The organism is Ruegeria sp. AB8, from assembly GCF_056542605.1.
Map to the genome: position 1 here is coordinate 1 of NZ_JBQGAB010000012.1, position 24,861 is coordinate 24,861.

At 59.2% G+C, this 24,861-nt stretch carries 34 protein-coding genes, 1 tRNA gene and 1 pseudogene; 23 read left to right on the forward strand and 13 right to left on the reverse strand.

Translation table 11 applies throughout. The annotated features are described in order from the left end of the window. Nucleotides 1–332: 332 nt before the first annotated feature. Both ACR0CG_RS13450 and ACR0CG_RS13455 read right to left on the reverse strand, forming a co-directional pair. A tRNA-Ala gene (locus tag ACR0CG_RS13450) sits at nucleotides 333–408 on the reverse strand. Between the two features lie 146 nt (nucleotides 409–554). After that, nucleotides 555–872, reverse strand: coding sequence for a TIGR02300 family protein (locus ACR0CG_RS13455; protein ID WP_170609631.1), 318 nt, complete (start codon nucleotides 870–872; stop codon nucleotides 555–557). Between the two features lie 100 nt (nucleotides 873–972). On the opposite strand from ACR0CG_RS13455, the gene ACR0CG_RS13460 reads away from it, so the two are divergent. The 3 genes from ACR0CG_RS13460 to ACR0CG_RS13470 all read left to right on the forward strand — a co-directional run bounded on the left by ACR0CG_RS13460 (nucleotide 973) and on the right by ACR0CG_RS13470 (nucleotide 3,601). Next, nucleotides 973–1,668 (forward strand): M48 family metallopeptidase, encoded by a 696-nt coding sequence (locus ACR0CG_RS13460; RefSeq protein ID WP_480525516.1) that lies wholly within the window; start codon nucleotides 973–975, stop codon nucleotides 1,666–1,668. Nucleotides 1,669–1,698: 30 nt separating this feature from the next. After that, nucleotides 1,699–2,346, forward strand: coding sequence for a GntR family transcriptional regulator (locus ACR0CG_RS13465; RefSeq protein ID WP_170609635.1), 648 nt, complete (start codon nucleotides 1,699–1,701; stop codon nucleotides 2,344–2,346). Between the two features lie 124 nt (nucleotides 2,347–2,470). Beyond that, a complete protein-coding gene (locus ACR0CG_RS13470) occupies nucleotides 2,471–3,601 on the forward strand; it encodes a lytic murein transglycosylase (protein ID WP_480525519.1) in 1,131 nt (376 codons plus the stop codon). A gap of 4 nt (nucleotides 3,602–3,605) precedes the next feature. Here ACR0CG_RS13470 and ACR0CG_RS13475 read toward each other — a convergent pair whose 3' ends face one another. Further along, on the reverse strand, nucleotides 3,606–4,568 hold the full coding sequence (locus ACR0CG_RS13475; RefSeq protein ID WP_480525521.1) for an acetyl-CoA carboxylase carboxyltransferase subunit alpha: 963 nt from the start codon (nucleotides 4,566–4,568) through the stop codon (nucleotides 3,606–3,608). A gap of 600 nt (nucleotides 4,569–5,168) precedes the next feature. Between ACR0CG_RS13475 and ACR0CG_RS13480 the strand changes: the two genes are divergently transcribed. Then, the gene (locus ACR0CG_RS13480) at nucleotides 5,169–6,002 is read left to right on the forward strand and encodes an AraC family transcriptional regulator (RefSeq protein ID WP_480525522.1); all 834 of its coding nucleotides are present in this window, start codon (nucleotides 5,169–5,171) and stop codon (nucleotides 6,000–6,002) included. Between the two features lies 1 nt (nucleotide 6,003). On the opposite strand, the gene ACR0CG_RS13485 is transcribed toward ACR0CG_RS13480, so the two are convergent. After that, entirely contained in the window at nucleotides 6,004–6,600 is a 597-nt protein-coding gene (locus ACR0CG_RS13485; RefSeq protein ID WP_170609642.1) for a LysE family translocator, read from the reverse strand. Between the two features lie 73 nt (nucleotides 6,601–6,673). On the opposite strand from ACR0CG_RS13485, the gene ACR0CG_RS13490 reads away from it, so the two are divergent. From ACR0CG_RS13490 to ACR0CG_RS13520, 7 genes are all read left to right on the forward strand, one after another. Continuing rightward, nucleotides 6,674–7,126 (forward strand): Lrp/AsnC family transcriptional regulator, encoded by a 453-nt coding sequence (locus ACR0CG_RS13490; protein WP_170609644.1) that lies wholly within the window; start codon nucleotides 6,674–6,676, stop codon nucleotides 7,124–7,126. A 116-nt stretch (nucleotides 7,127–7,242) separates the two neighbouring features. Beyond that, the gene (locus ACR0CG_RS13495; RefSeq protein ID WP_480525524.1) at nucleotides 7,243–7,821 is read left to right on the forward strand and encodes a PA14 domain-containing protein; all 579 of its coding nucleotides are present in this window, start codon (nucleotides 7,243–7,245) and stop codon (nucleotides 7,819–7,821) included. Between the two features lie 198 nt (nucleotides 7,822–8,019). Continuing rightward, complete coding sequence (locus tag ACR0CG_RS13500; RefSeq protein WP_480525525.1) at nucleotides 8,020–8,454, forward strand: hypothetical protein; 435 nt, start codon at nucleotides 8,020–8,022, stop codon at nucleotides 8,452–8,454. Further along, nucleotides 8,451–9,116 carry a MotA/TolQ/ExbB proton channel family protein gene (locus tag ACR0CG_RS13505; protein WP_170609650.1) on the forward strand — a complete coding sequence of 222 codons (666 nt, stop codon included), beginning with the start codon at nucleotides 8,451–8,453 and terminating at the stop codon, nucleotides 9,114–9,116. The genes ACR0CG_RS13500 and ACR0CG_RS13505 overlap by 4 nt, the downstream gene beginning before the upstream one ends. A 31-nt stretch (nucleotides 9,117–9,147) precedes the next feature. Beyond that, nucleotides 9,148–9,474 carry an ExbD/TolR family protein gene (locus ACR0CG_RS13510; RefSeq protein WP_480525527.1) on the forward strand — a complete coding sequence of 109 codons (327 nt, stop codon included), beginning with the start codon at nucleotides 9,148–9,150 and terminating at the stop codon, nucleotides 9,472–9,474. Between the two features lie 4 nt (nucleotides 9,475–9,478). Further along, nucleotides 9,479–9,856, forward strand: a complete 378-nt coding sequence (locus ACR0CG_RS13515) for an ExbD/TolR family protein (protein WP_480525529.1) — start codon at nucleotides 9,479–9,481, stop codon at nucleotides 9,854–9,856. Beyond that, nucleotides 9,853–10,983: an energy transducer TonB family protein gene (locus ACR0CG_RS13520; RefSeq protein WP_480525531.1), complete on the forward strand. Its 1,131-nt coding sequence runs from the start codon at nucleotides 9,853–9,855 to the stop codon at nucleotides 10,981–10,983. Before ACR0CG_RS13515 ends, ACR0CG_RS13520 begins: the two co-directional genes overlap by 4 nt. A 19-nt stretch (nucleotides 10,984–11,002) precedes the next feature. On the opposite strand, the gene ACR0CG_RS13525 is transcribed toward ACR0CG_RS13520, so the two are convergent. Together ACR0CG_RS13525 and ACR0CG_RS13530 are read right to left on the reverse strand one after the other, a co-directional pair. Continuing rightward, on the reverse strand, nucleotides 11,003–11,647 hold the full coding sequence (locus ACR0CG_RS13525; RefSeq protein WP_480490312.1) for an NUDIX hydrolase: 645 nt from the start codon (nucleotides 11,645–11,647) through the stop codon (nucleotides 11,003–11,005). Nucleotides 11,648–11,652: 5 nt separating this feature from the next. Next, nucleotides 11,653–12,228 (reverse strand): GcrA family cell cycle regulator, encoded by a 576-nt coding sequence (locus ACR0CG_RS13530; protein WP_170610884.1) that lies wholly within the window; start codon nucleotides 12,226–12,228, stop codon nucleotides 11,653–11,655. A gap of 126 nt (nucleotides 12,229–12,354) precedes the next feature. On the opposite strand from ACR0CG_RS13530, the gene ACR0CG_RS13535 reads away from it, so the two are divergent. After that, entirely contained in the window at nucleotides 12,355–13,158 is an 804-nt protein-coding gene (locus ACR0CG_RS13535) for an ABC transporter permease (RefSeq protein ID WP_480525738.1), read from the forward strand. Here the strand turns inward: ACR0CG_RS13535 and ACR0CG_RS13540 are convergent. Together ACR0CG_RS13540 and ACR0CG_RS13545 are read right to left on the reverse strand one after the other, a co-directional pair. Beyond that, entirely contained in the window at nucleotides 13,155–14,390 is a 1,236-nt protein-coding gene (locus ACR0CG_RS13540) for an MFS transporter (RefSeq protein WP_480525533.1), read from the reverse strand. The genes ACR0CG_RS13535 and ACR0CG_RS13540 overlap by 4 nt on opposite strands. Before the next feature lie 123 nt (nucleotides 14,391–14,513). Then, a pseudogene (locus ACR0CG_RS13545) lies at nucleotides 14,514–15,391 on the reverse strand (DMT family transporter). A 293-nt stretch (nucleotides 15,392–15,684) separates the two neighbouring features. Here ACR0CG_RS13545 and ACR0CG_RS13550 point away from each other — a divergent pair. The 4 genes from ACR0CG_RS13550 (at nucleotide 15,685) to ACR0CG_RS13565 (ending at nucleotide 18,672) form a co-directional block, all read left to right on the forward strand. Beyond that, nucleotides 15,685–16,872 carry an acetylornithine transaminase gene (locus tag ACR0CG_RS13550; protein WP_480525536.1) on the forward strand — a complete coding sequence of 396 codons (1,188 nt, stop codon included), beginning with the start codon at nucleotides 15,685–15,687 and terminating at the stop codon, nucleotides 16,870–16,872. A 74-nt stretch (nucleotides 16,873–16,946) separates the two neighbouring features. Continuing rightward, a complete protein-coding gene (gene argF / locus ACR0CG_RS13555; protein WP_170609664.1) occupies nucleotides 16,947–17,873 on the forward strand; it encodes an ornithine carbamoyltransferase in 927 nt (308 codons plus the stop codon). Between the two features lie 96 nt (nucleotides 17,874–17,969). Next, complete coding sequence (mce, locus tag ACR0CG_RS13560) at nucleotides 17,970–18,374, forward strand: methylmalonyl-CoA epimerase (RefSeq protein WP_170609666.1); 405 nt, start codon at nucleotides 17,970–17,972, stop codon at nucleotides 18,372–18,374. 22 nt (nucleotides 18,375–18,396) lie between these two features. Next, the gene (locus ACR0CG_RS13565) at nucleotides 18,397–18,672 is read left to right on the forward strand and encodes a DUF1467 family protein (RefSeq protein WP_170609668.1); all 276 of its coding nucleotides are present in this window, start codon (nucleotides 18,397–18,399) and stop codon (nucleotides 18,670–18,672) included. Nucleotides 18,673–18,675: 3 nt separating this feature from the next. Here ACR0CG_RS13565 and ACR0CG_RS13570 read toward each other — a convergent pair whose 3' ends face one another. Next, on the reverse strand, nucleotides 18,676–19,374 hold the full coding sequence (locus ACR0CG_RS13570) for an EI24 domain-containing protein (RefSeq protein WP_480525539.1): 699 nt from the start codon (nucleotides 19,372–19,374) through the stop codon (nucleotides 18,676–18,678). Beyond that, entirely contained in the window at nucleotides 19,371–19,949 is a 579-nt protein-coding gene (locus ACR0CG_RS13575) for a nitroreductase family protein (RefSeq protein WP_480525541.1), read from the reverse strand. Before ACR0CG_RS13575 ends, ACR0CG_RS13570 begins: the two co-directional genes overlap by 4 nt. Nucleotides 19,950–20,083: 134 nt before the next feature. Between ACR0CG_RS13575 and ACR0CG_RS13580 the strand changes: the two genes are divergently transcribed. Next, a complete protein-coding gene (locus tag ACR0CG_RS13580; protein ID WP_480525543.1) occupies nucleotides 20,084–20,359 on the forward strand; it encodes a DUF167 domain-containing protein in 276 nt (91 codons plus the stop codon). On the opposite strand, the gene ACR0CG_RS13585 is transcribed toward ACR0CG_RS13580, so the two are convergent. Continuing rightward, nucleotides 20,347–20,595, reverse strand: coding sequence for a hypothetical protein (locus ACR0CG_RS13585; protein WP_170609675.1), 249 nt, complete (start codon nucleotides 20,593–20,595; stop codon nucleotides 20,347–20,349). The two genes, ACR0CG_RS13580 and ACR0CG_RS13585, sit on opposite strands and share 13 nt — an antisense overlap. A 120-nt stretch (nucleotides 20,596–20,715) precedes the next feature. Between ACR0CG_RS13585 and ACR0CG_RS13590 the strand changes: the two genes are divergently transcribed. From ACR0CG_RS13590 to ACR0CG_RS13610, 5 genes are all read left to right on the forward strand, one after another. Beyond that, on the forward strand, nucleotides 20,716–21,423 hold the full coding sequence (locus tag ACR0CG_RS13590; protein ID WP_480525545.1) for a M48 family metalloprotease: 708 nt from the start codon (nucleotides 20,716–20,718) through the stop codon (nucleotides 21,421–21,423). After that, nucleotides 21,420–21,788: a YigZ family protein gene (locus ACR0CG_RS13595; RefSeq protein ID WP_480525547.1), complete on the forward strand. Its 369-nt coding sequence runs from the start codon at nucleotides 21,420–21,422 to the stop codon at nucleotides 21,786–21,788. The genes ACR0CG_RS13590 and ACR0CG_RS13595 overlap by 4 nt, the downstream gene beginning before the upstream one ends. Before the next feature lie 69 nt (nucleotides 21,789–21,857). After that, nucleotides 21,858–22,109: a DUF6455 family protein gene (locus ACR0CG_RS13600; protein ID WP_480525548.1), complete on the forward strand. Its 252-nt coding sequence runs from the start codon at nucleotides 21,858–21,860 to the stop codon at nucleotides 22,107–22,109. A gap of 15 nt (nucleotides 22,110–22,124) precedes the next feature. Further along, nucleotides 22,125–22,394 carry a DUF6455 family protein gene (locus ACR0CG_RS13605; RefSeq protein ID WP_170682081.1) on the forward strand — a complete coding sequence of 90 codons (270 nt, stop codon included), beginning with the start codon at nucleotides 22,125–22,127 and terminating at the stop codon, nucleotides 22,392–22,394. Next, nucleotides 22,394–22,672, forward strand: a complete 279-nt coding sequence (locus ACR0CG_RS13610; protein WP_480525551.1) for a DUF6455 family protein — start codon at nucleotides 22,394–22,396, stop codon at nucleotides 22,670–22,672. The genes ACR0CG_RS13605 and ACR0CG_RS13610 overlap by 1 nt, the downstream gene beginning before the upstream one ends. On the opposite strand, the gene ACR0CG_RS13615 is transcribed toward ACR0CG_RS13610, so the two are convergent. Next, nucleotides 22,655–22,897, reverse strand: coding sequence for a CDGSH iron-sulfur domain-containing protein (locus ACR0CG_RS13615; protein WP_480525553.1), 243 nt, complete (start codon nucleotides 22,895–22,897; stop codon nucleotides 22,655–22,657). The genes ACR0CG_RS13610 and ACR0CG_RS13615 overlap by 18 nt on opposite strands. A 228-nt stretch (nucleotides 22,898–23,125) precedes the next feature. On the opposite strand from ACR0CG_RS13615, the gene ACR0CG_RS13620 reads away from it, so the two are divergent. Further along, nucleotides 23,126–23,314, forward strand: coding sequence for a hypothetical protein (locus tag ACR0CG_RS13620; protein ID WP_170609689.1), 189 nt, complete (start codon nucleotides 23,126–23,128; stop codon nucleotides 23,312–23,314). Between the two features lie 97 nt (nucleotides 23,315–23,411). Here the strand turns inward: ACR0CG_RS13620 and rimO are convergent, their stop codons facing one another. Beyond that, complete coding sequence (gene rimO, locus ACR0CG_RS13625) at nucleotides 23,412–24,800, reverse strand: 30S ribosomal protein S12 methylthiotransferase RimO (protein WP_480525554.1); 1,389 nt, start codon at nucleotides 24,798–24,800, stop codon at nucleotides 23,412–23,414. Between the last annotated feature and the right edge of the window lie 61 nt (nucleotides 24,801–24,861).

Below are 24,861 nucleotides of genomic sequence, written 5' to 3' on the forward strand. Positions count from 1 at the left end.
TCGGTCAACCAGAAAAGATCAGACATGTTCACCGCTCGTTTTTCAGCCGTGAATCATGCCGACCGCTGGAAATCAATGGGTCCTGACCCTAGATAGCACGCGCCCGGTTCCAGAAGTGGCTGGCCGCATCGAAGGGTAAACCGGCTGGGTGATCGGGCAATTTGGCCAATTCGTCACGAGGCTGGCCATCGTTGGTTGTTTGGCAGGCCGGGCTTTTCCGCGCCTGATTGGATAGCACCCAGCTAGCACCCACGCAGAATTCCGGGTGCTATGAGGTCAGGGGACCAACGGCTGATCAGCGCCCAAACGTTTGATTTTGCGGGAGGGTTTTCTGGTGGAGCCTAGGGGAGTCGAACCCCTGACCTCTTGCATGCCATGCAAGCGCTCTCCCAACTGAGCTAAGGCCCCATGCAGGTACCGCCTGTGCGGTGGACGGACGTTTATGAGACGGTGCCGGATAGTGCAAGTCCAAAAAATCGGTTTTGCAAAATTTTTGCCGTCTTGCTGATCCGCAAAAATGAAACGAGGCGGCCGGGGGCCGCCTCGGGACGAAATCAGTTTTCGTCTTCCGATGACATGTCAGTGATGTCGTCCAGCGACACGTTGTCATTGTCATCGTCATCATCCAGCAGATCATCGTCCAGATCGACATCGACGTCATCGTCCAGAGCGATGTCATCGTCAGACTGCGATTCACGCGCCTTGGCGGATGCAGCATCCTCGGCGTCGGCGGCGATCATCCGGCTTTTGCCGGTTTCCATAACCACGATCTCGCCGGTGTAGGGGCTTACGATCGGGTCCTTGTTCAGGTCATAAAACCGCTTGCCAGTGGTCGGGCAAACGCGCTTTACGCCCCATTCTTCCTTGGGCATGTCAAATCCCCTTGATATCAGGTGAGTCGTATCAACGATTCAGGTCACGTGCCACATGCGGCGGGCACTGTCAAAGCCTTTGCGCAGGAGAAGTTGGGATATGGGGAAACATGCATTGCCCGGGACGCCTCCGGTGCCTTTGACATTGCGCAAGTCGGCGCGGGCACGGCGGATCAGTCTGCGGATTTCCCAACTGGACGGGCGGGTCACGCTGACCTTCCCGCAAGGCGTGCCCGAGGCCGAAGCGCTGAGTTTCGCCCGCACAAAGGAAAACTGGATCCGGCAGCATCTGCAGAACCAGCCCGGCCGGACGCCGGTGGAAATCGGCGGTTTCCTTCCAATCGAAGGGTCCGAGCGAAAAATCGTTGCCGCGACGGGGCGAAGGATCCAGATGCATGACGACCAGATCGCGGTTCCTTCGGGGGCCGAGGGGCGACGACTGGCCCGATTCCTCAAGGAACTCGCGCGCGACCGGTTGACAGAAGCCTGCGATGACTATGCCGCCATGTTGGGTCGTTCTTACAAAAGCCTGACCCTTCGGGATACGCGGTCACGCTGGGGATCGTGCAGTTCCGCCGGTGCGCTGATGTTCTCGTGGCGTCTGATTCTGGCACCTTCAGAAATTTTGCATTATGTCGCGGCCCACGAGGTGGCTCATCTGGTTGAGATGAACCACTCTCCGGCCTTCTGGGCGCAGGTCGAGCGGATTTTCGGACCCTGCAAGGATCAGCGGCGGTGGTTGCGCGACAACGGTGCGCGGCTGCATCAATACCGATTTGAAGCCGGGACGAGTTGACCCGGCTGATATTTGTGATCACATGGGCGCATGTTGAGCACACGTTCCACCGAGTCCCAGACCGCAACGCACGACCGCGTCTACCGGACGCTCAGGTCCCGTATCATGCATGGGGATATTGCCCCGGGGCAGGCGTTGACCCTGCGCGGGATCGGCAAAGAGTTTGGCGTATCCATGACACCGGCCCGCGAGGCGGTGCGCCGATTGGCGGCCGAAGGGGCACTGACCCTGTCGTCGTCAGGTCGCGTGTCGACCCCGGAACTCGGCAATGACCGGATCGAGGAACTGGCGGCCTTGCGTGCCCTGCTTGAGGTTGAACTGGCAAGCCGGGCACTGCCGCGGGCGCACATGGCGCTGATCGACCGGCTGCAGAGCATCAACATGACGGTTGCGGAAATGGTAACCAAACGGGATGCGGTCGGGTATATCCGCGCCAATCTTGAGTTCCACCGCACTTTGTACCTTCGGGCGCAGGCACCGGCGATGCTGGCAATTGCGGAAACCGTTTGGTTGCAACTGGGTCCGACGATGCGCGCACTCTATGGGCGGCTACGGCGCACAGAGCCGCCACACTACCACAAGCTGATCATAGCTGCGCTCAAGGCTGGCGATGAGCCAGGATTACGGCTGGCGGTACGGTCCGATGTGACGCAGGGCTTGCGGTTGCTGGTCAGCTAGGCGGCTTATTGCCGACGACATCCCGGTTGCCCCATTCGAGACAGGCGCAGGCCAGCGACGTTCTGGCTCAAAAGCGCGGTCTGCGTTACTCTGGCCAAAACCACAACAAGAGCAGATTTCAGACATGATCAATCGACGGACCTTTTCTACGGGGCTTGGGTCGGCGCTGCTGGCCGCCTGTTCCGATATCAGTTCACCTGCGCGCGCGCCGGCTACACGGATGCAGGCTGTGCCCAATGCAGGCTGGGATGCCTGGGTTGCCGGGTTCAAGGGACGCGCGGCGTCTCAGGGAATTTCGCAGACCACAATCAATCGTGCGTTTCAGGGGGCGGGTTATTTGCCCGGCGTGATCGAACGCGACCGCAACCAGGTCGAGTTCAAGCGCTCGCTCGAGGATTATCTGGCCATTGCGGCCTCGGACGAGCGGATCAGCACCGGCAAACAGATGCTGCAGCGCCATGGCGCAACCTTGTCGCAAATTGAAGCCCAATACGGCGTCGACCGTGAAATCGTGGTGGCGGTCTGGGGGCTGGAAAGTCGCTATGGCGCGCGTCGGGGCGATGTGCCCGTTGTATCGGCACTGTCGACGCTGGCCTACGACGGACGGCGCGGCGAGTTCTTTGAAAAGCAATTGATCGCAGCGATGAAGATCCTGCAGAACGGCGATACGACCCCTGACAATATGACCGGCAGCTGGGCCGGGGCGATGGGGCACACGCAATTCATTCCGACGTCGTATCTGGCTTACGCGGTGGATTTCACCGGTGACGGGCGACGGGATATCTGGTCGGACGATCCGACCGACTCACTGGCCTCGACCGCGGCCTATCTGGCGCGCGCCGGTTGGGTGCGGGGCCAGAAGTGGGGTGGCGAGGTCGGAACGGTGTCAGGCACACCTGTCGCAGTGCTGCAGCCGCAGACGCCCGGACCGCGCATCGCGGTGTTCCGCAATTTTCAGGTGATCAAGCGCTACAACAACTCGGACAGCTACGCGATTGGTGTCGGGCATCTGGCCGACCGGATCGCGGGCGGTGCACCATTTCAGGCCTCGTTCGGGCCGGACGAGAACGGCCTGACCCTTGAAGACCGCAAGGAGTTGCAGCGTCGTTTGACGTCGGCCGGGTATGACACGGAAGGTGCGGATGGTGTGATCGGCAAGAAGTCCGAAGCCGCCATCAGCGACTACCAGCGGGCCAGTGGTCTGGCGGTAACTGGGACACCCTCGGCAGACTTGCTGCGCAGGCTTGGGGGCTGACGGCTCAGGCCGCCAACCCTTTCGATCCGATGTCGAGGAATTTCTGGCGGCGGTCCTTAATCAGGGCCGCTGCGTCTTTGCCTGCCAGTTCGGCCAGCATGGCCGTGATTGATGCGCGCACTGCCTCGACTGTCGCCGGACGATCGCGATGGGCACCGCCCTTGGGCTCGGGGATGATGTGATCGCAGACGCCAAGCTTGTGCAGATCCTGCGCGGTCAGGCGCAGGGCCTCGGCCGCTTCGCGCATTTTCTCGGAGTCCTTCCACAGGATCGAGGCGCAGCCTTCGGGCGAGATCACCGAGTAGACCGAATGCTCCAGCATCGCGACACGGTTTGCCGTAGCGAACGCAACCGCACCGCCCGAACCGCCTTCGCCAATGATGACCGAGACCAGTGGTACACCGATTTTCAGACACATCTCTGTCGACCGGGCGATTGCTTCGGACTGGCCGCGTTCTTCGGCGCCTTTGCCGGGATACGCGCCTGCGGTGTCGATCAGCGTAATCACCGGCAGGCCAAAACGGCCAGCCATCTCCATCAGACGTACGGCCTTGCGGTAGCCTTCGGGGCGGGCCATGCCGAAATTGCGTTCAATCCGGGACTTGGTGTCCGAGCCTTTCTCGTGCCCGATCACCATCACCGGCTGGTCGTCGAACCGCGCCAGACCGCCAATCACGGCCAGGTCGTCGGCAAAGTTCCGGTCACCGGCCAGGGGTGTGAACTCGGTAAACAGCGCGTCGACATAATCGTTGCAATGGGGGCGTTCCGGGTGGCGCGCCACCTGACATTTCCGCCACGGGGTCAGATCGCCGTACAGTTCATCCAGAAGTTTGGCCGCCTTGGCGTCCAGAGCAGCAGCTTCTTCAGCCACGTCCATCTCTTCGTTGGCACGGGCCAGCGCGCGCAGTTCCTCGGCCTTGCCTTCGATCTCGGCCAGGGGTTTTTCGAAATCCAGATACTGGGTCATGACGCCTCTCAACGCGGAAGTTCCCCGCTATATGAACTTGCCGCCAGAGGAATGCAACACAAGGCAAGCCGGGTCCTGAACCTGATCCGTAGCGGGTATGGCTGTTTCACAGCCGCAAGGCCATTGGCGCCCGCCTTCAGCATTTAGACACCTTTCTCGCTTTCATCCCGTGTTTTTGGCTCGAGAGATATGACTATTGCTCGTGGCATCGACGGATCCCGGATGTTGATGAATCGCATCCGGAATGTCACTGAACGGATCGCTGATCAGTTTCCGACCAAAGCTTGGCCGATATTCAATTAGGTAGTCAGTCCTGGGATTGTTCTGAGCCAAATGCTCGGGGATCATGCCCTGCGTCGGCAGAAGAGTGTTTTTGGCTTCTCTGCGAGAAGTCAAAAAGTGCGGAAGCAGCCAAACCGCGGCCAAACTAGTGAGTGAGACATGTCATGCAAGTCCATTGTTTTGGGCCATCGTTCGGGCTCAGGATTGGTCCAAGCGAAGATCGTAGCGTTTCAGTGTGTATTGGTTGGTGAGAATTCAGCAAGATTTGTGGTCGCGGAATATGCGACCCCGGTTAGGCAGGAAGAAGGAAGGGTACCGATGGCAGCCAGTTACGAAGATCGCATCCTGCGCGTTTTGGCCTACATTCATGACCACCCGGCAGGCGATCTGTCACTGGACACACTGGCCGACGTCGCCGCCATGTCGCGGTTTCACTGGCATCGTGTGTTTCGCGCCATCACGGGCGAGACCTGTGCGCAGGCCGTGCGCCGGATCAGGTTGCATCGGGCGGCGTGCTGGCTGGTGCAATCCGACAAGCCGGTTGCGCAGGTGGCCACCGATATCGGCTATCCCAACCTGAAATCCTTTGCGCGGGCCTTTTCCGAGGCCTATGGCAGCAGCCCCGCCGGTTTTCGCAAGGCCGGGCAATGCCTGCCAGCCAACCCACATTTCAGAACCGGAGGATATCCAATGCATCCCGTCACAACACGCACCGAACCCGCCCGCCGCGTTGTCGCGCTGCCTCACAAAGGCGCGTATGCCGAGATCGGCAAAAGCTTTGAAGCCTTTGGTGCCTTGTGCGAATCCCGCCAACTGTGGCCGCAGATGGGTCCTGTTATCGGGGTCTACCTCGACAGTCCCGATGACGTGCCCGAAGATCAACTGCGCAGCTATGCCGGTGCCGAACATCGGGGTGGTGCGACCCCCGATGGTATGGAAGCGCTGGAAATCCCCGGCGGCAATACCGCTGTGCTGACCTACAAGGGCCCGTATTCAGGTATTCACGCTGCCTATCACAGCCTGTTCGGCAACTGGCTGCCTGAATCCGGCGAGGAACCGGCGGATCGGCCTTGCTATGAAATTTACCTCAACGATCCGCGCGATACCGCGCCAGAAGACCTGCTGACTGAAATCTGTCTGTCACTGAAATAGCTCAACTCGGCCACAGCACCGGATAAAGCGAGGCCACCAGCAGCACCGCCATGGTCCAGTTGAAGGCCAGCAATCGGCGCGGGTTTGTTAAAACGCGCGCCATCTGTTGCCCAAGTACGGTCCAGACGCTGACCGAGGGAAGGTTGACCGCTCCGAAAACCAGCGCAACCACCATGATCGCACCCAGCGTCTGATCCGGCGTATAAGCGGCAGTTGCTGTCAGGGCCATGGCCCACGCCTTGGGGTTGACCCATTGAAACGAGGCGGCCTGAAGAAACGTCATTGGTGTACCCTTCGCGGCCTGACCCTGCGTCGGCGCGGCATTGGCAATCTTCCACGCCAGATACAGCAGATAAATCACAGAGGCTATTTTGAGTATCGTATAGCTGACCGGATAACGGTCGAAGGCCTGAACCAGCCCGGTTCCCACCAGCAGAACCATGAAGGTAAAGCCCAGCCCGACCCCCAACATGTGCGGGACGGTGCGCCGGAACCCGAAATTGGCACCCGACGCCATCAACATCAGGTTGTTCGGCCCCGGCGTGATCGAGGAAACGAATGCAAAAGCGATCAGAGCGAGTAGAAGTTCATAGGTCATGAAGCGAATAATTGCGGCAAAACCGGCAAATGAAATTGCGTTTTAATGCGTGCTTCCATTAGTTTTGCAACCAATGACCAAGATTGACGAAATAAACCGCCAAATATTGCGAGAACTGTCCCGGGACGGTCGTATCAGCAACCTGGACCTTGCTGACCGTGTTGGTCTGTCGCCATCTGCTTGTCTGCGCCGCGTGCAGGAGCTGGAACGTGCCGGTGTCATCACGGGTTATCGGGCGGTTCTAAACCCCGCAGCCCTGGGAGTGGGGTTTGTGGCCTATATCGGCGTAGGGTTGGGCGAGCACACCAAAGCCGCGCAGGAAGGGTTCGAGCGCGCATTGCAGCGTGCGCCGGAAGTGGTTGAATGCCACAATATTACCGGAACAATCGAGTATCTGCTGCGGGTGGAGTGTGCCGACCTGCCGTCCTACAAGACTTTCCATACCGAGGTGCTGGGAACCCTGCCGCATGTGACCTCAATTACGTCCTATGTTGTAATGGATTCACCAAAGGACGTAAGGGCCTGACGTTGAGATTGTGAACTTCAACCGACTTGCGAGGTGAATTTTCACGTCCTAGTGTCTTCGCAATAAAAAGGTCGGAAGGGGAGAAACCCCAAAGGACCACACTCAGGGAGAAGACCATGAAACTCTTTCGGATCGGTGCGCTGGCCACAGTCGCGGCAGTAATCGGCAGCACGGCCATGTCCGCGCCATTGAAACTGCAACCCGCAAACCCACAGCCCAACGCGAAGGCGGGACTGAACGTGAAATACGCATGGGAGGGGAATCCGCCGCGCAAGATTCAGAACCTCGCCAAAGTTGGTTTCCTGTTGAAAAAGGCCAAGGCGGGTCCGCCTTTGAGGGGACTGGATTACCGTGACACATCGGATGGTGATCCTGTCATGACTTTCAACGAAGCCTATAATGTGGCGGCGGAGATTACCGGTTTTATCCGTTTTGACTCGCCCGGCATTTACGAGTTGGAAACCTGGTCCAACGATGGAATTGACGCCTATGTCGGCGGTCAACAGATCGGATATGTCAACGGACGCCAGGGCTGCGAAGCCAACCAGCGCACCGAGGTCGAAGTGCCAAAGGCCGGGTGGTACCCGCTGAATATTAAGTATTTCCAGAAATACGGAACATCCTGCCTGATGATGAAATGGGGCAAAGCGGGTGAAAAAATGAAATGGACCCCGAACAGCGCATTCGGGCGCTGACGCCAAGCGGGGCAACAGTCGGTTGGCCCAACAGGTCTGTTTGATCGGGCATGTCGGGCTATTCCCAAAAAATGCACGAATTTTCACAAGGCCGCCTGCAAGTCTTTTTCATCGCACCTATCTTGGGTATGAAAACCACACCCCGGGTGCGATCCTCGGGGTCAACAAAGTAACTGCTGAACCTTCGGGAGCCCGCACATGTTAATTCGACGTCTCGCGCTAGCCGGGCTCTTTCTGGGAATGCTGCCGGCTGTGGCGCTGGCGCAATCTGATGAAAACTCTGCGGCGGAACTGTTTGTCGAACTCAACACACTTCAGGATATTGATGACGCCTGCCAGATGACTTTCGTGGTGCGAAATGACACGGGGCAAGGTGTTGACGCTGTTTCGTTTGAAGCCGTGATTTTCGACACCTCCGGAGGCGTGGATCGCCTGACGCTTCTGCTTCTGAGGGACCTTCCCGAGGGCCGTATGCGCGTGCGCCAGTTCAACCTTTCCGGATTGTCCTGCGAGAAGATCGGTCAGGTTCTTTTCAACGGTACGAATTCCTGTCAGGTCAACGGGGCAGAAAGCGACATATGCCGGGAAACGCTGACGCTTGGCAGCCGTGTCGACGTGGAGCTACTGGGATGAGCCCGCTGGTTGCGCTGCGCGAGATCGTGGCCCTGGGTGGGCCGGTGGTTGCGATCCTGATCGTGATGTCGGTGCTGACGCTCGCCGTCACGCTGTACAAGCTCTGGCAGTTTGCCGCGTGCGGCGTGGGTCGGCATCGGGTGTTGTCTCAGGCGCTAGCGGCCTGGGATGCGGGTGATCGGCAGCTTGCGCGTGACCGTCTGACACAAAGCCACAGCTACCTTGCTCCACTCGTGAATGCGGCGATGGACGCACCGGATGCACCGGGCCTGTCCGAGCGGCTGGATGCCGAGGCCGGGCTGGCGCTGGCGGGGTTAGAGCGGGGTTTTCGCCTGCTTGATACCGTTGCGCAACTTGCGCCGCTGCTGGGGCTGTTCGGAACCGTTCTGGGTATGATCGAAGCGTTCCAGAGCCTGCAATCCGCCGGGGCTTCGGTCGATCCCTCGCTTTTGGCTGGCGGTATCTGGGTTGCGCTGATCACCACGGCAGTCGGGCTGGCGGTCGCTATGCCAACCTCGATGGTGTTGTCGTGGTTCGAAAGCCGGACAGCACGCGAGCGTGTGTTCGCTGACAAGGCACTGCGAACCGTGCTGGTTCCGGGGCAGGGCATTCAGGCCGCGACGGGCAGAGCGCATACCCCGGTCGCGCCCGAACATGCGTAATACCGCACCCTTCGTCCGACGCCCATTGTCGATGACGCCACTCATTGACGTCATTTTCCTGCTTTTGTTGTTCTTCATGCTGTCCTCGACCTTTTCCCGCTTTGGCGAGATCGAACTAAGCAGCGCAACCAGCGGTGAGGCGGCCTCGGATGCGCCGTCGGAACGCGCTTTCGTGCAATTGGGGTCGACCCGGCTGGTACTGAACGGCGCGCCGGTCACGCCCGAGGAACTGGCAGCCCGGGTCGAAGCGGGTCAGGTTCTGATCAGCATGGACAACGACGCCACAGCACAGCATCTGGTTGATATTCTGGCTCTGCTGCGTGGCCGTGAAGACCTCAGCGTTCTGGTGCTGGAGTAAGGCCATGATCCGCCGCGCCCGCCCCAGCCGTAAACGTGATTCCACCATTGCGTTGATCAATGTCATCTTCCTGATGCTGATTTTCTTTCTGATAACGGGCACGCTGGCACCACCAATGGACGGGGATCTTGAACTGGTGAACACGTCCGATCTGGCCGGGCGCGAACCACCCGACGCGCTGGTGCTGCACAGCGACGGAACACTTAGTTTTCGCGGTGCTCCATCCAGCGCCGAGGCCTACATGCAAACACATGATGCAGGTCCGGTACGGATCGTTCCGGACCGCAACGCGCAGGGTCAGCGCCTGATCGAAATCACCACTTCCTTGCGCCGTCTGGGGGCAACATCGGTCTTTGTCGTGACCGAACAGGCGCTCGAATGATCCGCGGGTCTGCCCTGATTGCCGCCGTGGCGATCGCGATTTCGGTGATGGTTCACTTGATGGGGCTTACTCTGACGACACCGGCGCTGCCCGGATCTGAGACACCGGATACCCGGCCTGACAGGGTGGCAATGGGCAATGCCTTCGAGGACCTGGTCGAGCCCGTGGCGGAGCCCGTCGAACCCGAGCCTGCTGAAACGCCCGAGTCGCCAGAGGAAACGCCGCCCGAACCCGAACGGACGGAACCGGTTCCGATCACCGAGGCGCTGGTCGCCTCAAACGACCCAAAGCCGGTGCCGTCCCCTGATACCGGCGAAGCCGAAATCGTTCAGCCAGAGATTGCAGAGCCGGTTCAGCCTTCAATTACTGCCGAAGAAGCCGATGGCGACGACAAACCCAGCGCCGATGAAGCCAACTCCGATCCCATCGAGGCGGAAACCGCAGCCGAAGCGCCTCAGGGCGATCCTGATGCAATCGAGGCTGCGGCAGAACCCGAACAGCCTGCCGCTCTGCCTGTCGTACCCGAAGCGGCCGCCACCCCGCCGATCACAGCCATTGTTCCACCCGTGCAGGAAGCGGTGGAACCGGAGATCGCCGCTCTGTCACCGATACCGGAAGCGGCGGAAACAGTGGAAGAATCTGAAGATTCAGAGCTCGCCGTGACCACCTCAATCAGGCCACGCCTTCCGGACCGGCGACCAACAACGGAACGGCAAGGTGTATTGAAGGGATCGAGGGATTTCAGCGACTTGCGCTTTCCTGATCAGGTAGTCGATTCGCCTTTGACCGTTTATCGCCGCGAAGGCATCGATAGGTTCAGGCAGGGCAGCGGGGGATCGCGTTCGGGCGGGCGCGGGCCTGGGAACTCCGATGTAACCAACTATGCCGGGCAGGTTCTGGTACATCTGAATCGCGCACCGGTTGTGTTTGTTTCGGCCCGAGGTTTTGCGCAGGTGTTTTTCCAGATCGATCCCGACGGTTCACTGGCCTGGGTCGAAATCGTGGACAGTTCCGGCTCGCTCGAAGTTGAACGCGCGGCCCGCGAACAGGTCAGGCGCGCTGCACCGTTCCCACGCCCGCCCAGCGGAACCAGCCGCAAGCTGTCATTCTTCTACCAGAACAACTGATTACGGTGGGAAGTTGATGTCAATCGAACAGGGTGACAGTCGACCCGTTCGTGAGTGCCGTAAATGCGGCTTCGATATCTGACCGCAGATTCCGAACCAAAGACAGCTCCGGAAGATCCTGGGGCGCAAAAAACGCGACCTCACTTGTTTCCATGCCGGGTTCTGGTGCTGTGACGCTGCTTTCCTCGCACAGAAAGAACAGTTTGTAGAAATCTCGTATGTCCGCCGGATACGGGTGGCGTGCCTTGTGTCGCAGCGCGTAAAGCTGACGTGCGCGGACCCGCAGTCCGGCCTCTTCCCAGACTTCGCGTTCAATGTTTTCCGCCGGGGAACTGCCGATATCAGCAAAACCGCCCGGCATCGCCCATCGTCCGTCGCTGCGTTCACGGACCAGAAGGATTCGGCCGTCGCGAATAATTGCGCCGCGAATATCAATGCTGGGCGTTGCGTAACCGCCTGTATGGTCGGATATCAGCCCTTCGATCCGTGACAGCGGGACGTGGCCAAGATCAGCCAGCATGGCGCGCGCCAAAGCGGCGATCTCGTCATAGCGTTCGCGGTCAAAACCGTCCGTGGTAAAGTGCTGCCCGGTCTCGGACAGCGCCAGCAGACGTTTCGCCCGCGCAAGCCAGGTATCCTCCAGCGCGGTCGGATCCTGGCGCATCCCGGTCAGCGACGGCGGTCGCGGCGGGCGCTCATGGGTTGAAAGGCCACGCCCACATGCGCCTCGCAATAGGGTTTGCCCTGTTCAACCGGCAGACCGCAGAACCAGAAATCTTCGGTTGCGGGGTCGCCGACCGGCCATTTGCAGGTTTTCTCGGTCAGTTCCATCAATGTCAGCTTTTTGGCCTTCTTTTCGACCTCGTTGACCTTGGCCAGCGCTTCGGGGCTGATCTCGTTGGCCGACGGTTGCGGCGGCAGGGGCTGACCGGCCGGGATGATCTGACGACGGGCCGGAATGGCGGGCTTGGCTTCGGCTGCCGGGGCAGGGGCCGGGCGTGCCGGTTCGGTCTTCGGTGCAGGTTTTTGCTTGGCTTCCGCCTTTGGTTCGGGGGCTGGTTTTTCCTTGGGTTCAGCCTTGGCCGGTGCCGCGCCCGTGGTCCGGTTCGACAGGCCCAGACGGTGCACCTTGCCGATCACGGCGTTGCGGGTCACACCACCCAGTTCCTTGGCGATCTGGCTGGCCGACTGGCCCTCGCCCCACATCTTCTTCAGTAGTTCTACACGCTCGTCAGTCCAGGACATCATTTGCCTTTCAAAAGCGGAAAGCGGCCCCGGATTCGGGCCGCCTTGGGAATTCGTATCAGCCCCCTATTTTAATCACTGCAGCCCGAGTTACAAGCTGTCTTCGAATCAGGTTGAGGTCAGATGATGCAAATTCCCGCAGATCAGAATACGCGCCATTTCGGAGTAGTGAACTGGATGGGCCTTTACACGCTGGCGCAGCGCGAGACCCTGCGCTTTCTGGCGGTGTGGACGCAGACTTTGCTGGCCCCGCTGGTGACCGCGGGGTTGTTCCTGCTGATCTTCAATATCGCTATCGGCCCCGGCAGGCCGGACGTGATGGGTGCGCCGTTCCTGACCTTCCTGGCCCCCGGAATCATGATGATGACAGTCATTCAGAACGCCTTTGCCAACACATCATCCTCGATGGTGATCGCCAAGGTGCAGGGAAACATTGTCGACACTCTGATGCCTCCGCTTTCGCCGCTGGAGATTTTGCTGGGCTATCTGGCCGGTGGCATCGCTAGGGGGCTATTGATTGCCTGCGTTGTCGCCATCGCGCTGGCAGTGGTCCTGGGGCTGGTGCCGCAACATCCGCTGACAGCGCTGATTTTTGTGCTGCTTGGCGGCGCTTTCATGGGGGCACTCGGGCTGCTTGCCGGAATTTTCGCCAACAAATTCGACCAGATGGCGGCGATCACCAATTTCATTGTCACACCGTTGGCCTTTTTGTCGGGCACCTTCTACTCGGTCGAAGCCTTGCCACCGGTGCTAAACCGCCTGAGCCATCTGAATCCCGTCTTTTATCTGATTGACGGGTTGCGTTACGGGATGATCGGCGTGTCCGACAGTTCGCCGTGGCTGGGCATGGCCGTCTGCGCAGGCGCGACGGGCCTGATAGGCGCGCTGACCTGGCAGATGCTGCGAACAGGGTATCGGCTAAAGGCCTAGGCGGCTTCGGCCAGCGCACCCGGCTGCAACGGGACCCGGGGTCGTCCCAGCCTGGGGTGCAACCGTGCAGCTACCGCCCATGCCCCAAACAGGGCACCGCCGCCGGCCGCAAACACGCCTGCAACCGGCGTAGCCAGAAGTACCAGTGAGGCCACGCCCGGCGTCAGAATGCCCGATACGTCCCGATAGCTGGAATAGATAGCAGACATCTCGGTCCGCTCCGACGGTTTCACGGCCATCAGAAATGGCAACCCGGCGCAGATATCCAGCACGATCAGCCAGACCGACCCCAAAACCAGCGCCGCAACCGACACGGTGGGCCATCCCGCCACCGCCCCGGCGATGACGAAACAGACCCCACAGGCGGCAAAACCCGTCCGAACCGCAGCCCGCAAAGACCGCGCCTGGACCCAGCGCAGAATCAATGGGGCGACAAACAGCATTGCATTGGTTCCCGACAGCAGAATGCCGCCAAGCTGTTCACCCAGCCCGTTCTGAATGGCAAAGATTGGCAGGTAGACCACATAGATCCACCAGCCGCACGAGCGGATCATCGCAAACAGATATCCGGCCACCAGCCGGGGCTGGGAGAAGAAACGAGGCAGAAACGCCAGTGGATTCGTTGCCGGTCCGCGTGCTTTGGTGATCAGTTTGCCATTGCCCAGGCGCATGCTCCAGAACAGGATCAGCATGCCAAAAGAGGCGACCGCGCTGATCACGAAAGGCGCTGGTGCCCATAGTTCCATCAGCAATACGCCGGCCATCGGTCCGCCAGTCCAGCCCAGCGCGCTGTAAAACATGCGGCTGGTTTCACAGCGTCCAAGTTCGATTTTGCTGATGTAATCCAGCACGTAAGCGTTGAAGCAGACAAATGTCACAACTGTCGCCACCGTGTTTATGGCCAAGGCAGTCACCACGGCGGTCGGGCTGCCCTTGATGGCCAGAACAGCGCTTACCATGAACATCACGCAGCCGATGGTGTACGCCCAGCGCCGCGGAATGAAGCGAATGATGAATGGCACCATCAGACCGGCCGTCAGTGACACGATCCCCACCAGAAAATACACAACGGAAACCGAAGACGCGTCGCCCAGCGCGCGATACATCACCAGCGGAAAGACCGAAATCAGAATGCCGCGAACAATCGCCTCAAAACCCGCAAGCAGTCCGAACTCGCGAACCGACGGGGCAGGAACATGGCGGACCCATTCCGGGATTCGGCGTTCGTGCATCGCGTAATCTCTCTAAACAACAAACAACTTCGACCAGAATGCGGGTCTCGGATCAGGTGTCGTGAAGATTTGCGACACCGAGGTCGCCCTCGGGCCAAAAACGTTGGCAGTTTCCGGATATTTTTATTGCCGCGCGCGAGCCTCGCGCCAGACCAGAATCAGGGCGCCGGTCAGGATGATGGCCGAGCCTGCCAAGCTGACCGCATCCGGAATCACGCCAAAAACAGCAAAATCGTACAGGGCGGCAAAGATCAGGGTCGCGTAGCTGATCGGCACCACGAATGAGGCGTCAGCCCTGGCCATACCGTTGACAAAACAGGCCTGCGCACAGGCCATGAGCCCACCGATCCCCGCCAGAGCGACCCATTGTGCAGGGGTGGGCGGCTGCCAAACCGCAACTACTGCAACCGTTGCGATGCCCAGCCCGATAGAGTTGTTCACCAGCAGAATCTGGATCGGAATTTCACGACCCGAGAGTTTCTTGATAAATATCAGCTCCATCCCGATCACCGCAGCCGCCGTCAGCGCCAAAAGCGCTGCGGGCTGAAAACTGGCCGGCGTGGGGCGCAACAGGATCAGCGCGCCTGTCAGGGCCACCGCTGCCGCCAGCCAGCGCCAGGGACCGACCGACTCTTTCAGAAGTGGGATGGCGAGCATCATCGCAAAGACGGGGTTCAGGAAGGAAATCGCAGTCGCATCCGCTATTGGAATATACGCGACCGAGGCAACATCAGCGTGACCCCCAACCAGCCAAAGCTGGTCCGCCCGACATGCAGCCCCCAATGCGGTCGCCGCAGATTCGGACACAGCGCGACGACCGCGCTGATGATCACGACAAAGGCAAACAGAAACCGCCCATGGCTGATCTGCATCGGATGAAGCGCCGGACCAAGCGTATCGGTGCCCAGCGCCTTGGCCAGCAGTGTTGTGCCCGCGATCAGCGCGCTTGCAACAAAGATGAGAAAAGCCGCAAGGGCAGGGTTCTGGCGCGCCGGGGTCATGGTTCAGCGGTGCGCGACGCAGGGCGAAATGACAAGTGCCAAATGCTTGTGTCAGAGTGAAATTATGCGGTCCACTCAATTTCGGGGTTTTCAGAAACCGAAGGTCCCGCTATACGGCCCGCATGATCAAACACGCACATATCCTGCGCCTCCGACGCCGACGCCTGACGGCGTAACCGGCCCTGTTGATTCTTTGTGCTGTTCAAATCAGCGCAATCTCCACCAAATCAGTTGACGAAACCGGCCTTCGTGTATCACTCACGGGGCTTAACCAATCTGAAAAGGATGATCCGATGATCCCGTCCGTTCTGCCGACCTACAATCGCGCACCGCTTTCATTCGTGAAAGGCGAAGGTGCCTGGCTGACCGAGGCGGACGGCCGACGTTTTCTGGACCTCGGCGCCGGGATCGCGGTGAACGCGCTGGGGCACGCGCATCCGGCACTGGTTGCGGCTCTGACGGATCAGGCGCACGCGTTGTGGCATGTTTCGAACCTGTACCAGATCCCTCAACAGCAGGCGCTGGCCGACAAACTGGTCGAACACACATTCGCGGATACCGTATTCTTCACCAATTCCGGTACCGAAGCCTGTGAACTGGCCGTCAAGATGGCTCGGAAGCACTTCTATGACAAAGATCAGCCGGACCGGATCGAGATCATTACCTTCGAGGGATCTTTTCACGGGCGTTCCTCGGCAGGTATTGCCGCCGCAGGGTCCGAGAAGATGACCAAGGGCTTCGGTCCGCTGCTGCCCGGTTTCGTTCATGTAGCCTTCGGCGATCTGGACGGTGTCACAAACGCCATCACCGAACATACAGCCGCGATCATGATCGAACCCGTTCAGGGCGAAGGGGGCATTCGCCCGGTTCCGGATGCGGAGCTCAAGGCGCTGCGCCAGATCTGCAACGATAACGGAATCCTGCTGATCCTGGACGAAGTGCAATGCGGTGTCGGCCGTACCGGAAAGCTCTTTGCTCATGAATGGGCGGGTATTACGCCTGATATCATGTTGGTTGCCAAGGGTATAGGAGGGGGCTTCCCGCTGGGTGCCGTGCTGGCAACCGAGGATGCGGCGAACGGCATGACAGCGGGCACACATGGGTCCACCTATGGCGGCAACCCGCTGGGTTGCGCGGTAGGCTGTGCAGTGATCGATCAGGTCGCCACACCGGCCTTCCTCGAAGGCGTGAATCGCAAGGCCGGCCTGCTGCGCCAGAAACTCGAAAGCCTGATCGCCAATCATCCTGACGTGTTCGAAGAAGTGCGCGGTGCCGGTCTGATGCTGGGCCTCAAATGCAAGCCGACAAACACCGACGTGGTGAATGCCGGCTATGACAACGCGGTCATCACCGTACCCGCTGCCGATAACGTCATTCGCCTCCTGCCACCGCTCACGCTGACCGAGGACGATATCGCGCAGGCCATGATCCGCCTGGAAAAAGCCGCCCGACAGGTCGAAGCCAGTCTCGCAACCGCCTGATCTTCATCTTTTCCCAAATACTCCGGGGGTCCGGGGGCTGGCCCCCGGCGTCCGACAGCCAAAAGCGAAATGAAATGAACCATTTTCTCGACATCCATAAAACCGATGCGGCAGCCCTGCGCAGCATGATCGATCAAGCCGACGCCATGAAGAAGGCGCGCCTCGGCCGCCCCAAGGCGGCTCATGACGATGAACAGCCGCTCAAGGATCGCATGGTCGCGCTGATCTTCGAAAAGCCTTCGACCCGAACCCGCGTGTCGTTTGATGTGGGCGTGCGCCAGATGGGCGGGCAGACCATGGTTCTGTCCGGCAAGGATATGCAATTGGGCCATGGAGAAACCATCGCCGACACCGCCCGTGTGCTATCGCGCTACGTGGACATGATCATGATCCGGACCTTTGACGAAACCATCCTGACCGAAATGGCCGAATACTCGGATGTCCCCGTCATTAACGGTCTGACTGACCGCACCCATCCCTGCCAGATCATGGCGGACGTCTTGACGTTTGAAGAACACCGCGGCCCCATCGCTGGCAAAAAGGTGGTCTGGACAGGCGACGGCAACAATGTGTGTGCTTCGTTCCTGCATGCTGCAGGCCAGTTCGGCTTCGATCTGACGTTCACGGGACCCGCTCAATTCGATCCGGAAGAAGAGTTCATGGGCTTTGCCCGCCAAAAGGGCTCGAAGATCGTGGTCGAACGTGATCCCTACAAAGCGGTTGAAGGTGCCGATCTGGTGGTCGCCGACACCTGGGTCTCGATGCACGATTCCCAGTCTGCCAAGGAACGCCGTCACAACCTGCTGCGCCCCTATCAGGTCAATGCCGAACTGATGGCCCACGCCAAACCCGACGCGTTGTTCATGCATTGCCTGCCGGCGCACCGGGAAGAGGAAGCCACGTCCGAGGTTATGGATGGCCCGAACTCGGTCATTTTTGATGAGGCCGAAAACCGTCTTCACGCGCAAAAGGCGGTCATGCGCTGGTGTCTGGGTGTCTGACGCCTAAAGGCAATAACTGGGCGGGGCCGTCGCGCCTTGCCCTTTTGATCGTCTGCGCCCATAAACGCTGCAACGCAGAAACGACAGGAGAGCACAATGATCGGACGTTTGAACCACGTCGCCATCGCCGTTCCGGACCTCGAAGCCGCATCCGCGCAATACAGCAACGCGCTGGGCGCAAAGGTTGGCGCGCCTCAGGATGAGCCGGACCACGGTGTAACCGTCGTTTTCATCGAGTTGCCGAACACCAAGATCGAACTGCTCTATCCGCTGGGCGACAACAGCCCGATCAACGGGTTTCTGGAAAAGAACCCTGCGGGCGGCATTCACCATGTGTGTTACGAGGTCGAAGATATCATTGCCGCTCGTGACCACCTGAAGGAAACCGGCGCCCGTGTCCTGGGATCAGGAGAGCCCAAGATCGGTGCCCACGGGAAACCTGTTCTGTTCCTGCACCCCAAGGATTTCAACGGATGTCTGGTCGAACTCGAGCAGGTCTGACCACAGCCTCGGAGGGTCTGATATGACGATCACGGCAGCGATTGTTTTGTTTGCGGTCATCTGGTTCATGACCTTGCTGGTGGTGTTGCCCATCCGTATCAAAACTCAGGGCGATCTGGGCGAGATCGTTCCGGGCACCCATGCGGGTGCTCCGGAAGTGCATCACATGAAGAAAAAGATGTGGATCACCACCGGAATCTCGGCCGTCCTGTGGGCCATCATCGCCGGTATCATCGTGTCCGGCGTGATCTCGGTGCAGGATTTCGACTGGCTGAACCAGCTTGACCGGCAGGGATAGCCCTTACAAGTCCGTGGCTGACAGTTGATGGTAGATATGCGTGAACGTGGCTGCTCCGATAATGGGGATCAGCAGGTTTACAAGCGGCACTGACAGCGGAATTGCCATCAACGTGCCGGCTATCCAGATGGTTGCGGAATGCCTGGCGCGCAGCTTGCGCGCGCCATCGCGGCCCAGTCGGCGCATCGCTGCCAGAGTGAAGTATTCACGCCCCAACAGGAATCCGTTCAGCGCCCAGAAGATAAACGGGGCAAGCGGCGTGAAGATCACGTAAAGAACCAGCGCCAGCAGGTTGGCCGCGATCAGAACGCCCAAAAAGTTCACTGTATCCTTCAACGCCTCGGTGACCGGAATTCCTGCAACCGGTGGCAGATTGGGATAGTGCCTGTCCTCGACGGCCTGCGCGACCTCATCCAGAAACATCGACGTGATGGCCGAGGCGACGGGCACCATCAGAAACACGGACAGTACCATCATCAACAGCAGCGAGGAGACACTGAGCAGATCGTTCAGCCACGTGACCTCACCCAGCAAGGGTAAAGTGGCCTGGTCGCCGACAAGCGCATTGATAAGCCACAGGAAACCGGCATAAGCCACGACCAGCAATGCGAAAGTCAAGCCGACGCCCAGCAGCAGGACCTTGCGGAATCTCGGATCTCCGATCTGGCCGAGCGCCAGAAAGAACGACTGAAAGATAATCATTCAACAACCCATTGCGTCAGCGCGGTCACATCCGGGCGCGGGCGTTCCGGTGGTTCCGCTCCTTCGGTCGCGATGTGAATCAGGCCCGCTACACGCTCGTGATCGGCCAGGCCCAGAGCGTCCTTGCAGAACTTGCGGTCATGGACTTGCCAGCCTGACAGCCAGTTCGCGCCCCAGCCGGCGGCTAGCGCCGCGTTCAAAAGCGCCAGACAGACCGCTCCGGCGGAATAGGTCTGCTCGATGGCGGGAATTTTTTCCGATGGTTTCTGAACCTCGATTACCGCTACGGCCAGATGACCCATGTCGAACTGGCTGCGGGCCTTGGAAATATCTTCAGGCGATTTCCCTAGTCGAGCGCCGCAGTCCCCGGTCAGCTCCGAAAGACGGGCCATCGCCCCTTTTTCCAGCACAAGAAAACGCCAGGGCTCGAGCTTGCCATGATCCGGACTGCGAGCTGCTGCCGTAAGCAGTGGCATCAGTTCTTCCCGTGTGGGGGCTGGCGCGATCAGCGTTTTGGCCGGACGTGAGCGGCGGATTTGCAGAAACTCCAGAGCAGCCGGATTCTTGAGAGGCATATGTTAACTTCCTTTACATAGGCAGTTTGTATCTTGGGTGGCACTGCCTCTGATTCAAGGGCAAGCTGTTTTGGTGTCAGATCAATTTCACTCTGTCCCCGTTCATGCAAGGGTGTTGCGAACAGGGAAGCAGGATGGTCAAAGCAAAACTGCGATATTTACCGGATCTGAGCGCACATGTGGTGCCGGGCAAACAGATTTCGGTCAGGGTTACTCCAAAAGCAGCGCGTGACAGCATTGCGGTGGACGGCACCACTCTGCGTGTCTGTGTCACCGCCGCACCTGAAGACGGAAGGGCAAACAAGGCGGTTCGGAATCTTTTGGCACGCTCCATGGGGATTTCGGCGTCTGTCTTGATCCTGAAGCACGGTCAGACCGCTCGTGACAAAACCTTTGTCTATGATCCCTGAGGTGGCGTTTCGCGTATCTGATAGACCCCCTCGGGCAGGTCCAGCGCCGCCGCCAAGTCGCGCACCTGTTCGGGTGACAGGGTAATTTTCTGAACCTGGTCCGTGCGCGGATCCAATTGTTCAAGCGTCACACATTCTGCGAAACTGTTGATAACGACATCTTCGTTCAAAGGCTTTTCGCCTTCGTCCACCAGGGTAATGACTGTCGAGTCGAATTCATGCTCAATCGAAAACATAAAAGCAAAGTGCAGGGCCAACGCAGGTAATGCAACCCATTGACTGCCAATCAGACGTGGCCGTTCCCGGCGTGGCACGCTATGGTTGCGATACGGTATGACCGGTCCAAAGGATTACTGATGCGCCGCCTGACATTTTTGCTGGTTTCTGTTCTGTTGGCGGCCTGCGATGCCGGTACTTTGCGCGTTTTGCCTGCCGAGGATTGGGACAGTGAAAGCCCGGGTTCTCAGGTCTCGTCCGCAGAGTTCCGCGAAATCAGCCGAGCAGTCGGCAAAGCGGCGCGCACTGAATGCTTGCGACAGTCGGGCAACCGGAACTGCGACTTTACGATCATGGTTGATCTGAACCCACGGGCCCCAGAAAACGCGTTTCAGACATTGGATGATGACGGGCAACCGGTGATCATTTTCACACAGACCATGATCAATTCAGCAAAGAACGCCGACGAACTGGCGTTTGTCATGGGGCACGAGGCCGCGCATCACGTTTTGGGTCACCTTGCCAGGCAGTCGAACAATTCGCAGGAAAGCGCGGTGATTTTCGGTGACCTCGCGCGCCTCGACGGAGGAGATGACGCTGATGTCGAAGCTTGGCAGAAACTGGGGGCACAGGTCGGTGTGCAGGCCTATGTGAAGGATTTCGAGCTTGAGGCCGATCAACTGGGCACCGTCATTACCTATAGGGCGGGATACAACCCCTTGGTAGGGGCAGTGTATTTCAATCGCATTCCTGATCCGGGTGACAAGTTTCTTGGCACCCATCCACCTAACGCGCAGCGTGTGCAGATAGTTCAGGAAACCGCCCGGCAACTGGGGCTGACCCCATGACATCGCTTGTCCGGATGGGCGTGATCCTGACAGATCGCGGTTCGAAATATGCGGTATCCGGTGCGCCAGTTAAGACCCGGGATGAAATCGATGCGGTTTTGAGTGAGCTGAAATCTGACAAGAGCTATGCGAAAGCCACGCACAATACCTGGGCTGCGGTACTGCCGACCGGTGCGCTCAAAGCGGATGACGGCGAAAGCGGGGCCGGAATGGTGATCCTGCGAATGATGGAGCGGGCAGGTCTGGAAAGCCATCTGATCGTAGTAACGCGCTGGTACGGCGGGAAAAAACTGGGGGGCGACCGCTTTCGGCGCGTGCAGGATGCGACGCGCGCCTATCTGGATCATCAGGCGGCGGCACCTTGACCTGAGTCAAAGGCTGACGCGACCGGGTGCGATATCCTTTCTTGTAACGCGAACGGGAAAGGATGCGTGATGCTCAGCCGTAACACATTGCGACGCCATGCCGGTCTTCTGGACCAGATGGCCACGACAGTCGGAGTTGATCTGGAAGAAGCCGCCATCGCTGGCCAGGTTTCGATCGACGCGATTTCCGATGCCGTTCTGCGCTGCACCGATTGCCCCAATCCCGGCCATTGCGAGAACTTCCTGACCAAAGTGGTAGCCACAAGCCAGACGCCGGAATACTGCCGAAATCAGGAGTTGCTGAACAAACTGAAACCCTGAGCGGCCGGATGTACCATGTCACCACTGGGACACATCATGACCCATCTTCGACTGGTCCTGCGCATGGGGCAGGCGACCGGCGTAGACATCGCCGCAGCGCATAAGGGCGGGCACCTAACCCAACGGGACTGGAGCAACATGGTGCAGCGATGCCGGGGCTGTAACTGGGCCAGTGCCTGTCCTGAATGGTTGGACCGCTGCGAAGACGCGTCCAACGCCCCTGAAATCTGTATGAACAAGGCTCAGTTTGCGGTGCTGAAAGCCCGGCAAAAAGGATGCAAGTGATGGCTTCGGACAGACTGGGAGATATCGACAAGCATTTCTGGCTTACCCGATCGACCGCACGGATCATCGGGGTTTCGTTCTCGGATGCGATGGCCGAAGGGAAACTGTCGCCCCACGGATTTGCCGAAATCGTTACTCGGTGCCGGGCAGCGGATTGTAGCAGCAAATGTGAGTTATGGCTGGCAACGCAGCAGTCACCACCGGAAAAGGCGCCTGATTTCTGCGCAAACGCCTCTGCTCTTGAGGCGCTTAGAAAGTCTTCAAAGACGCGAATGTGAGCCGTCGCACAATGGCGGTTTCGATGTCTGCTTACAGCCGCAGAAGAACACCTTCTTTGTTGCTTCGGCAGTGTATTTCACCGGCTCCAGCCCGGTTCCTTTGTGAGATCCGTCGCAAAAAGGTTGTTTCTTGGACGTACCGCAGGCGCACCAGAAATAGCTTTTCCCTTCGGTCACTTCGACCGGATAAGGGCCTTTCTGGGCAATGATCGGGCTGTCGGCCATTTGGCTGCTCCGTTGTTGGCTGATGTCACTTCAATAGTTTAGAACATAGGCCTGAAAAGGGTAGCGGTTGTGGAATTTTCAGCGCTCGTGGTCGCCTTTACCAGCGTAACTCTGCCCGAAATAACGAATTTGTGATCTGTTTAGTTGCCAGAACGCCCGCCAACTCTTATTCTGAGATTGGCCCGAAAAACCGGGCAATATCAGAAAAGTAATAGAGGATTGACGGACATGAAACTGAAACTCGCAGCCGTAGGTGCGTTTGCCCTTATTCTGACCGCCTGCTCTCAGCAGGAAGAGCCGGCCCCGGTCTATATCCAGCCTGACTATGACAAATACGGTTCTCCGAGCTGTCCGGCAGGCTATGAACTGGCCACAACCGAAGCGGGTCAGACTGTCTGTAATCCAGTTTCCCAATAAGCCTTTCGCAGGCGGTCCTGTTCAGGGCCGCCTGCAAATCCGCGCCCTGATCTGAATGTCCCAATTGCCGGTCGTCACGGCGATTGACGTCTTTTGGTCAGGCCAGTTTTCCCCACAAATCATACTCTCCGGCCTCGTCGACCTCGACAGAAACGATGTCGCCCGGTTTCAGGGATTCGAAGTTTTCGTCAATGAACAGGTTGCCGTCGATCTCGGGCGCGTCTGCCTTCGTGCGGCATGTGGCGGCGTCTTCGTCGACTTCGTCGACGATGACCTCAATCGTCTGACCAACCTTGGCCGCCAGCTTGGCCTCTGAAATTGCCTGTGCCTTTTCCATGAACCGCTCCCAACGGTCCTGTTTGACGTCAGCAGGAACGTGATCCGGCAGGTCGTTGGACCGGGCACCGTCTACGTTTTCGTATTGAAAGCAGCCAACGCGATCCAGTTTCGCTTCGTCCATCCAGTCCAGCAGGGTCTGGAATTCGGCATCTGTCTCGCCCGGATAACCCACGATAAAGGTCGAACGCAGGGTGATGTCGGGGCAGGTCGCGCGCCATGCGGCGATTTCTTCCAGTGTTTTGGCTGCGGCGGCCGGGCGGGCCATGCGTTTCAGAACATCCGGATGGGCGTGCTGAAAGGGGATGTCCAGATAGGGCAGAACATTGCAGCCAGCATCCGCCATCAACGGGATCAGTTCGCGCACATGCGGGTAGGGATAGACGTAATGCAGCCGCACCCAGGCGTCCAACTGTCCCAACTCGCGCGCCAGATCGGTGATGTGGCTGCGTACCTCGCGGTCTTTCCACGGGTTGACGTCGTATTTGCGATCCAGCCCATAGGCCGAGGTGTCCTGCGAGATTACCAGCAACTCGCGCACACCGCTTTCAACCAGCTTTTCCGCCTCGCGCAGCACCGCATGGGCTGGGCGGCTTGCCAGTTTCCCGCGCATGTCAGGGATGATGCAGAATTTGCATTTGTGGTTACAGCCTTCCGAAATCTTCAGATAGCTGTAGTGGCGTGGTGTCAGTTTGACGCCCGAGGCTGGCAGCAGGTCGACGAACGGGTCCGGATCGGGCGGAACTGCCGAATGCACGGCATCCAGCACCTGTTCGTATTGATGTGGGCCGGTAACGGCCATGATCCGCGGGTGATGCTCGCGGATGTAGTCCGGTTCCGCGCCTAGGCAGCCCGTCACGATGACCTTGCCGTTTTCCACCAACGCTTCGCCGATTGCATCCAGCGATTCTGCCTTGGCGCTGTCCAGGAACCCGCATGTGTTCACGATGACGGCATCGGCCCCTGAATAGTCGGGCGAAATGCCGTACCCTTCGGCACGCAGACGGGTCAGGATACGCTCGCTATCGACCAAAGCCTTGGGGCAGCCCAAGGACACCATACCGATGGTCGGCTGGTTCGGACGGAGCGTATCGGTGATCCGGGCGGCAGGTGCCAGGTCGGGGCGGAGGTTTGGCGGGTTCGTGCTCATGGCGCGGCATATAGTGGGGAACGCTTCCCCTTGCAAATCCCGCTTTTGATTTGAATGATCC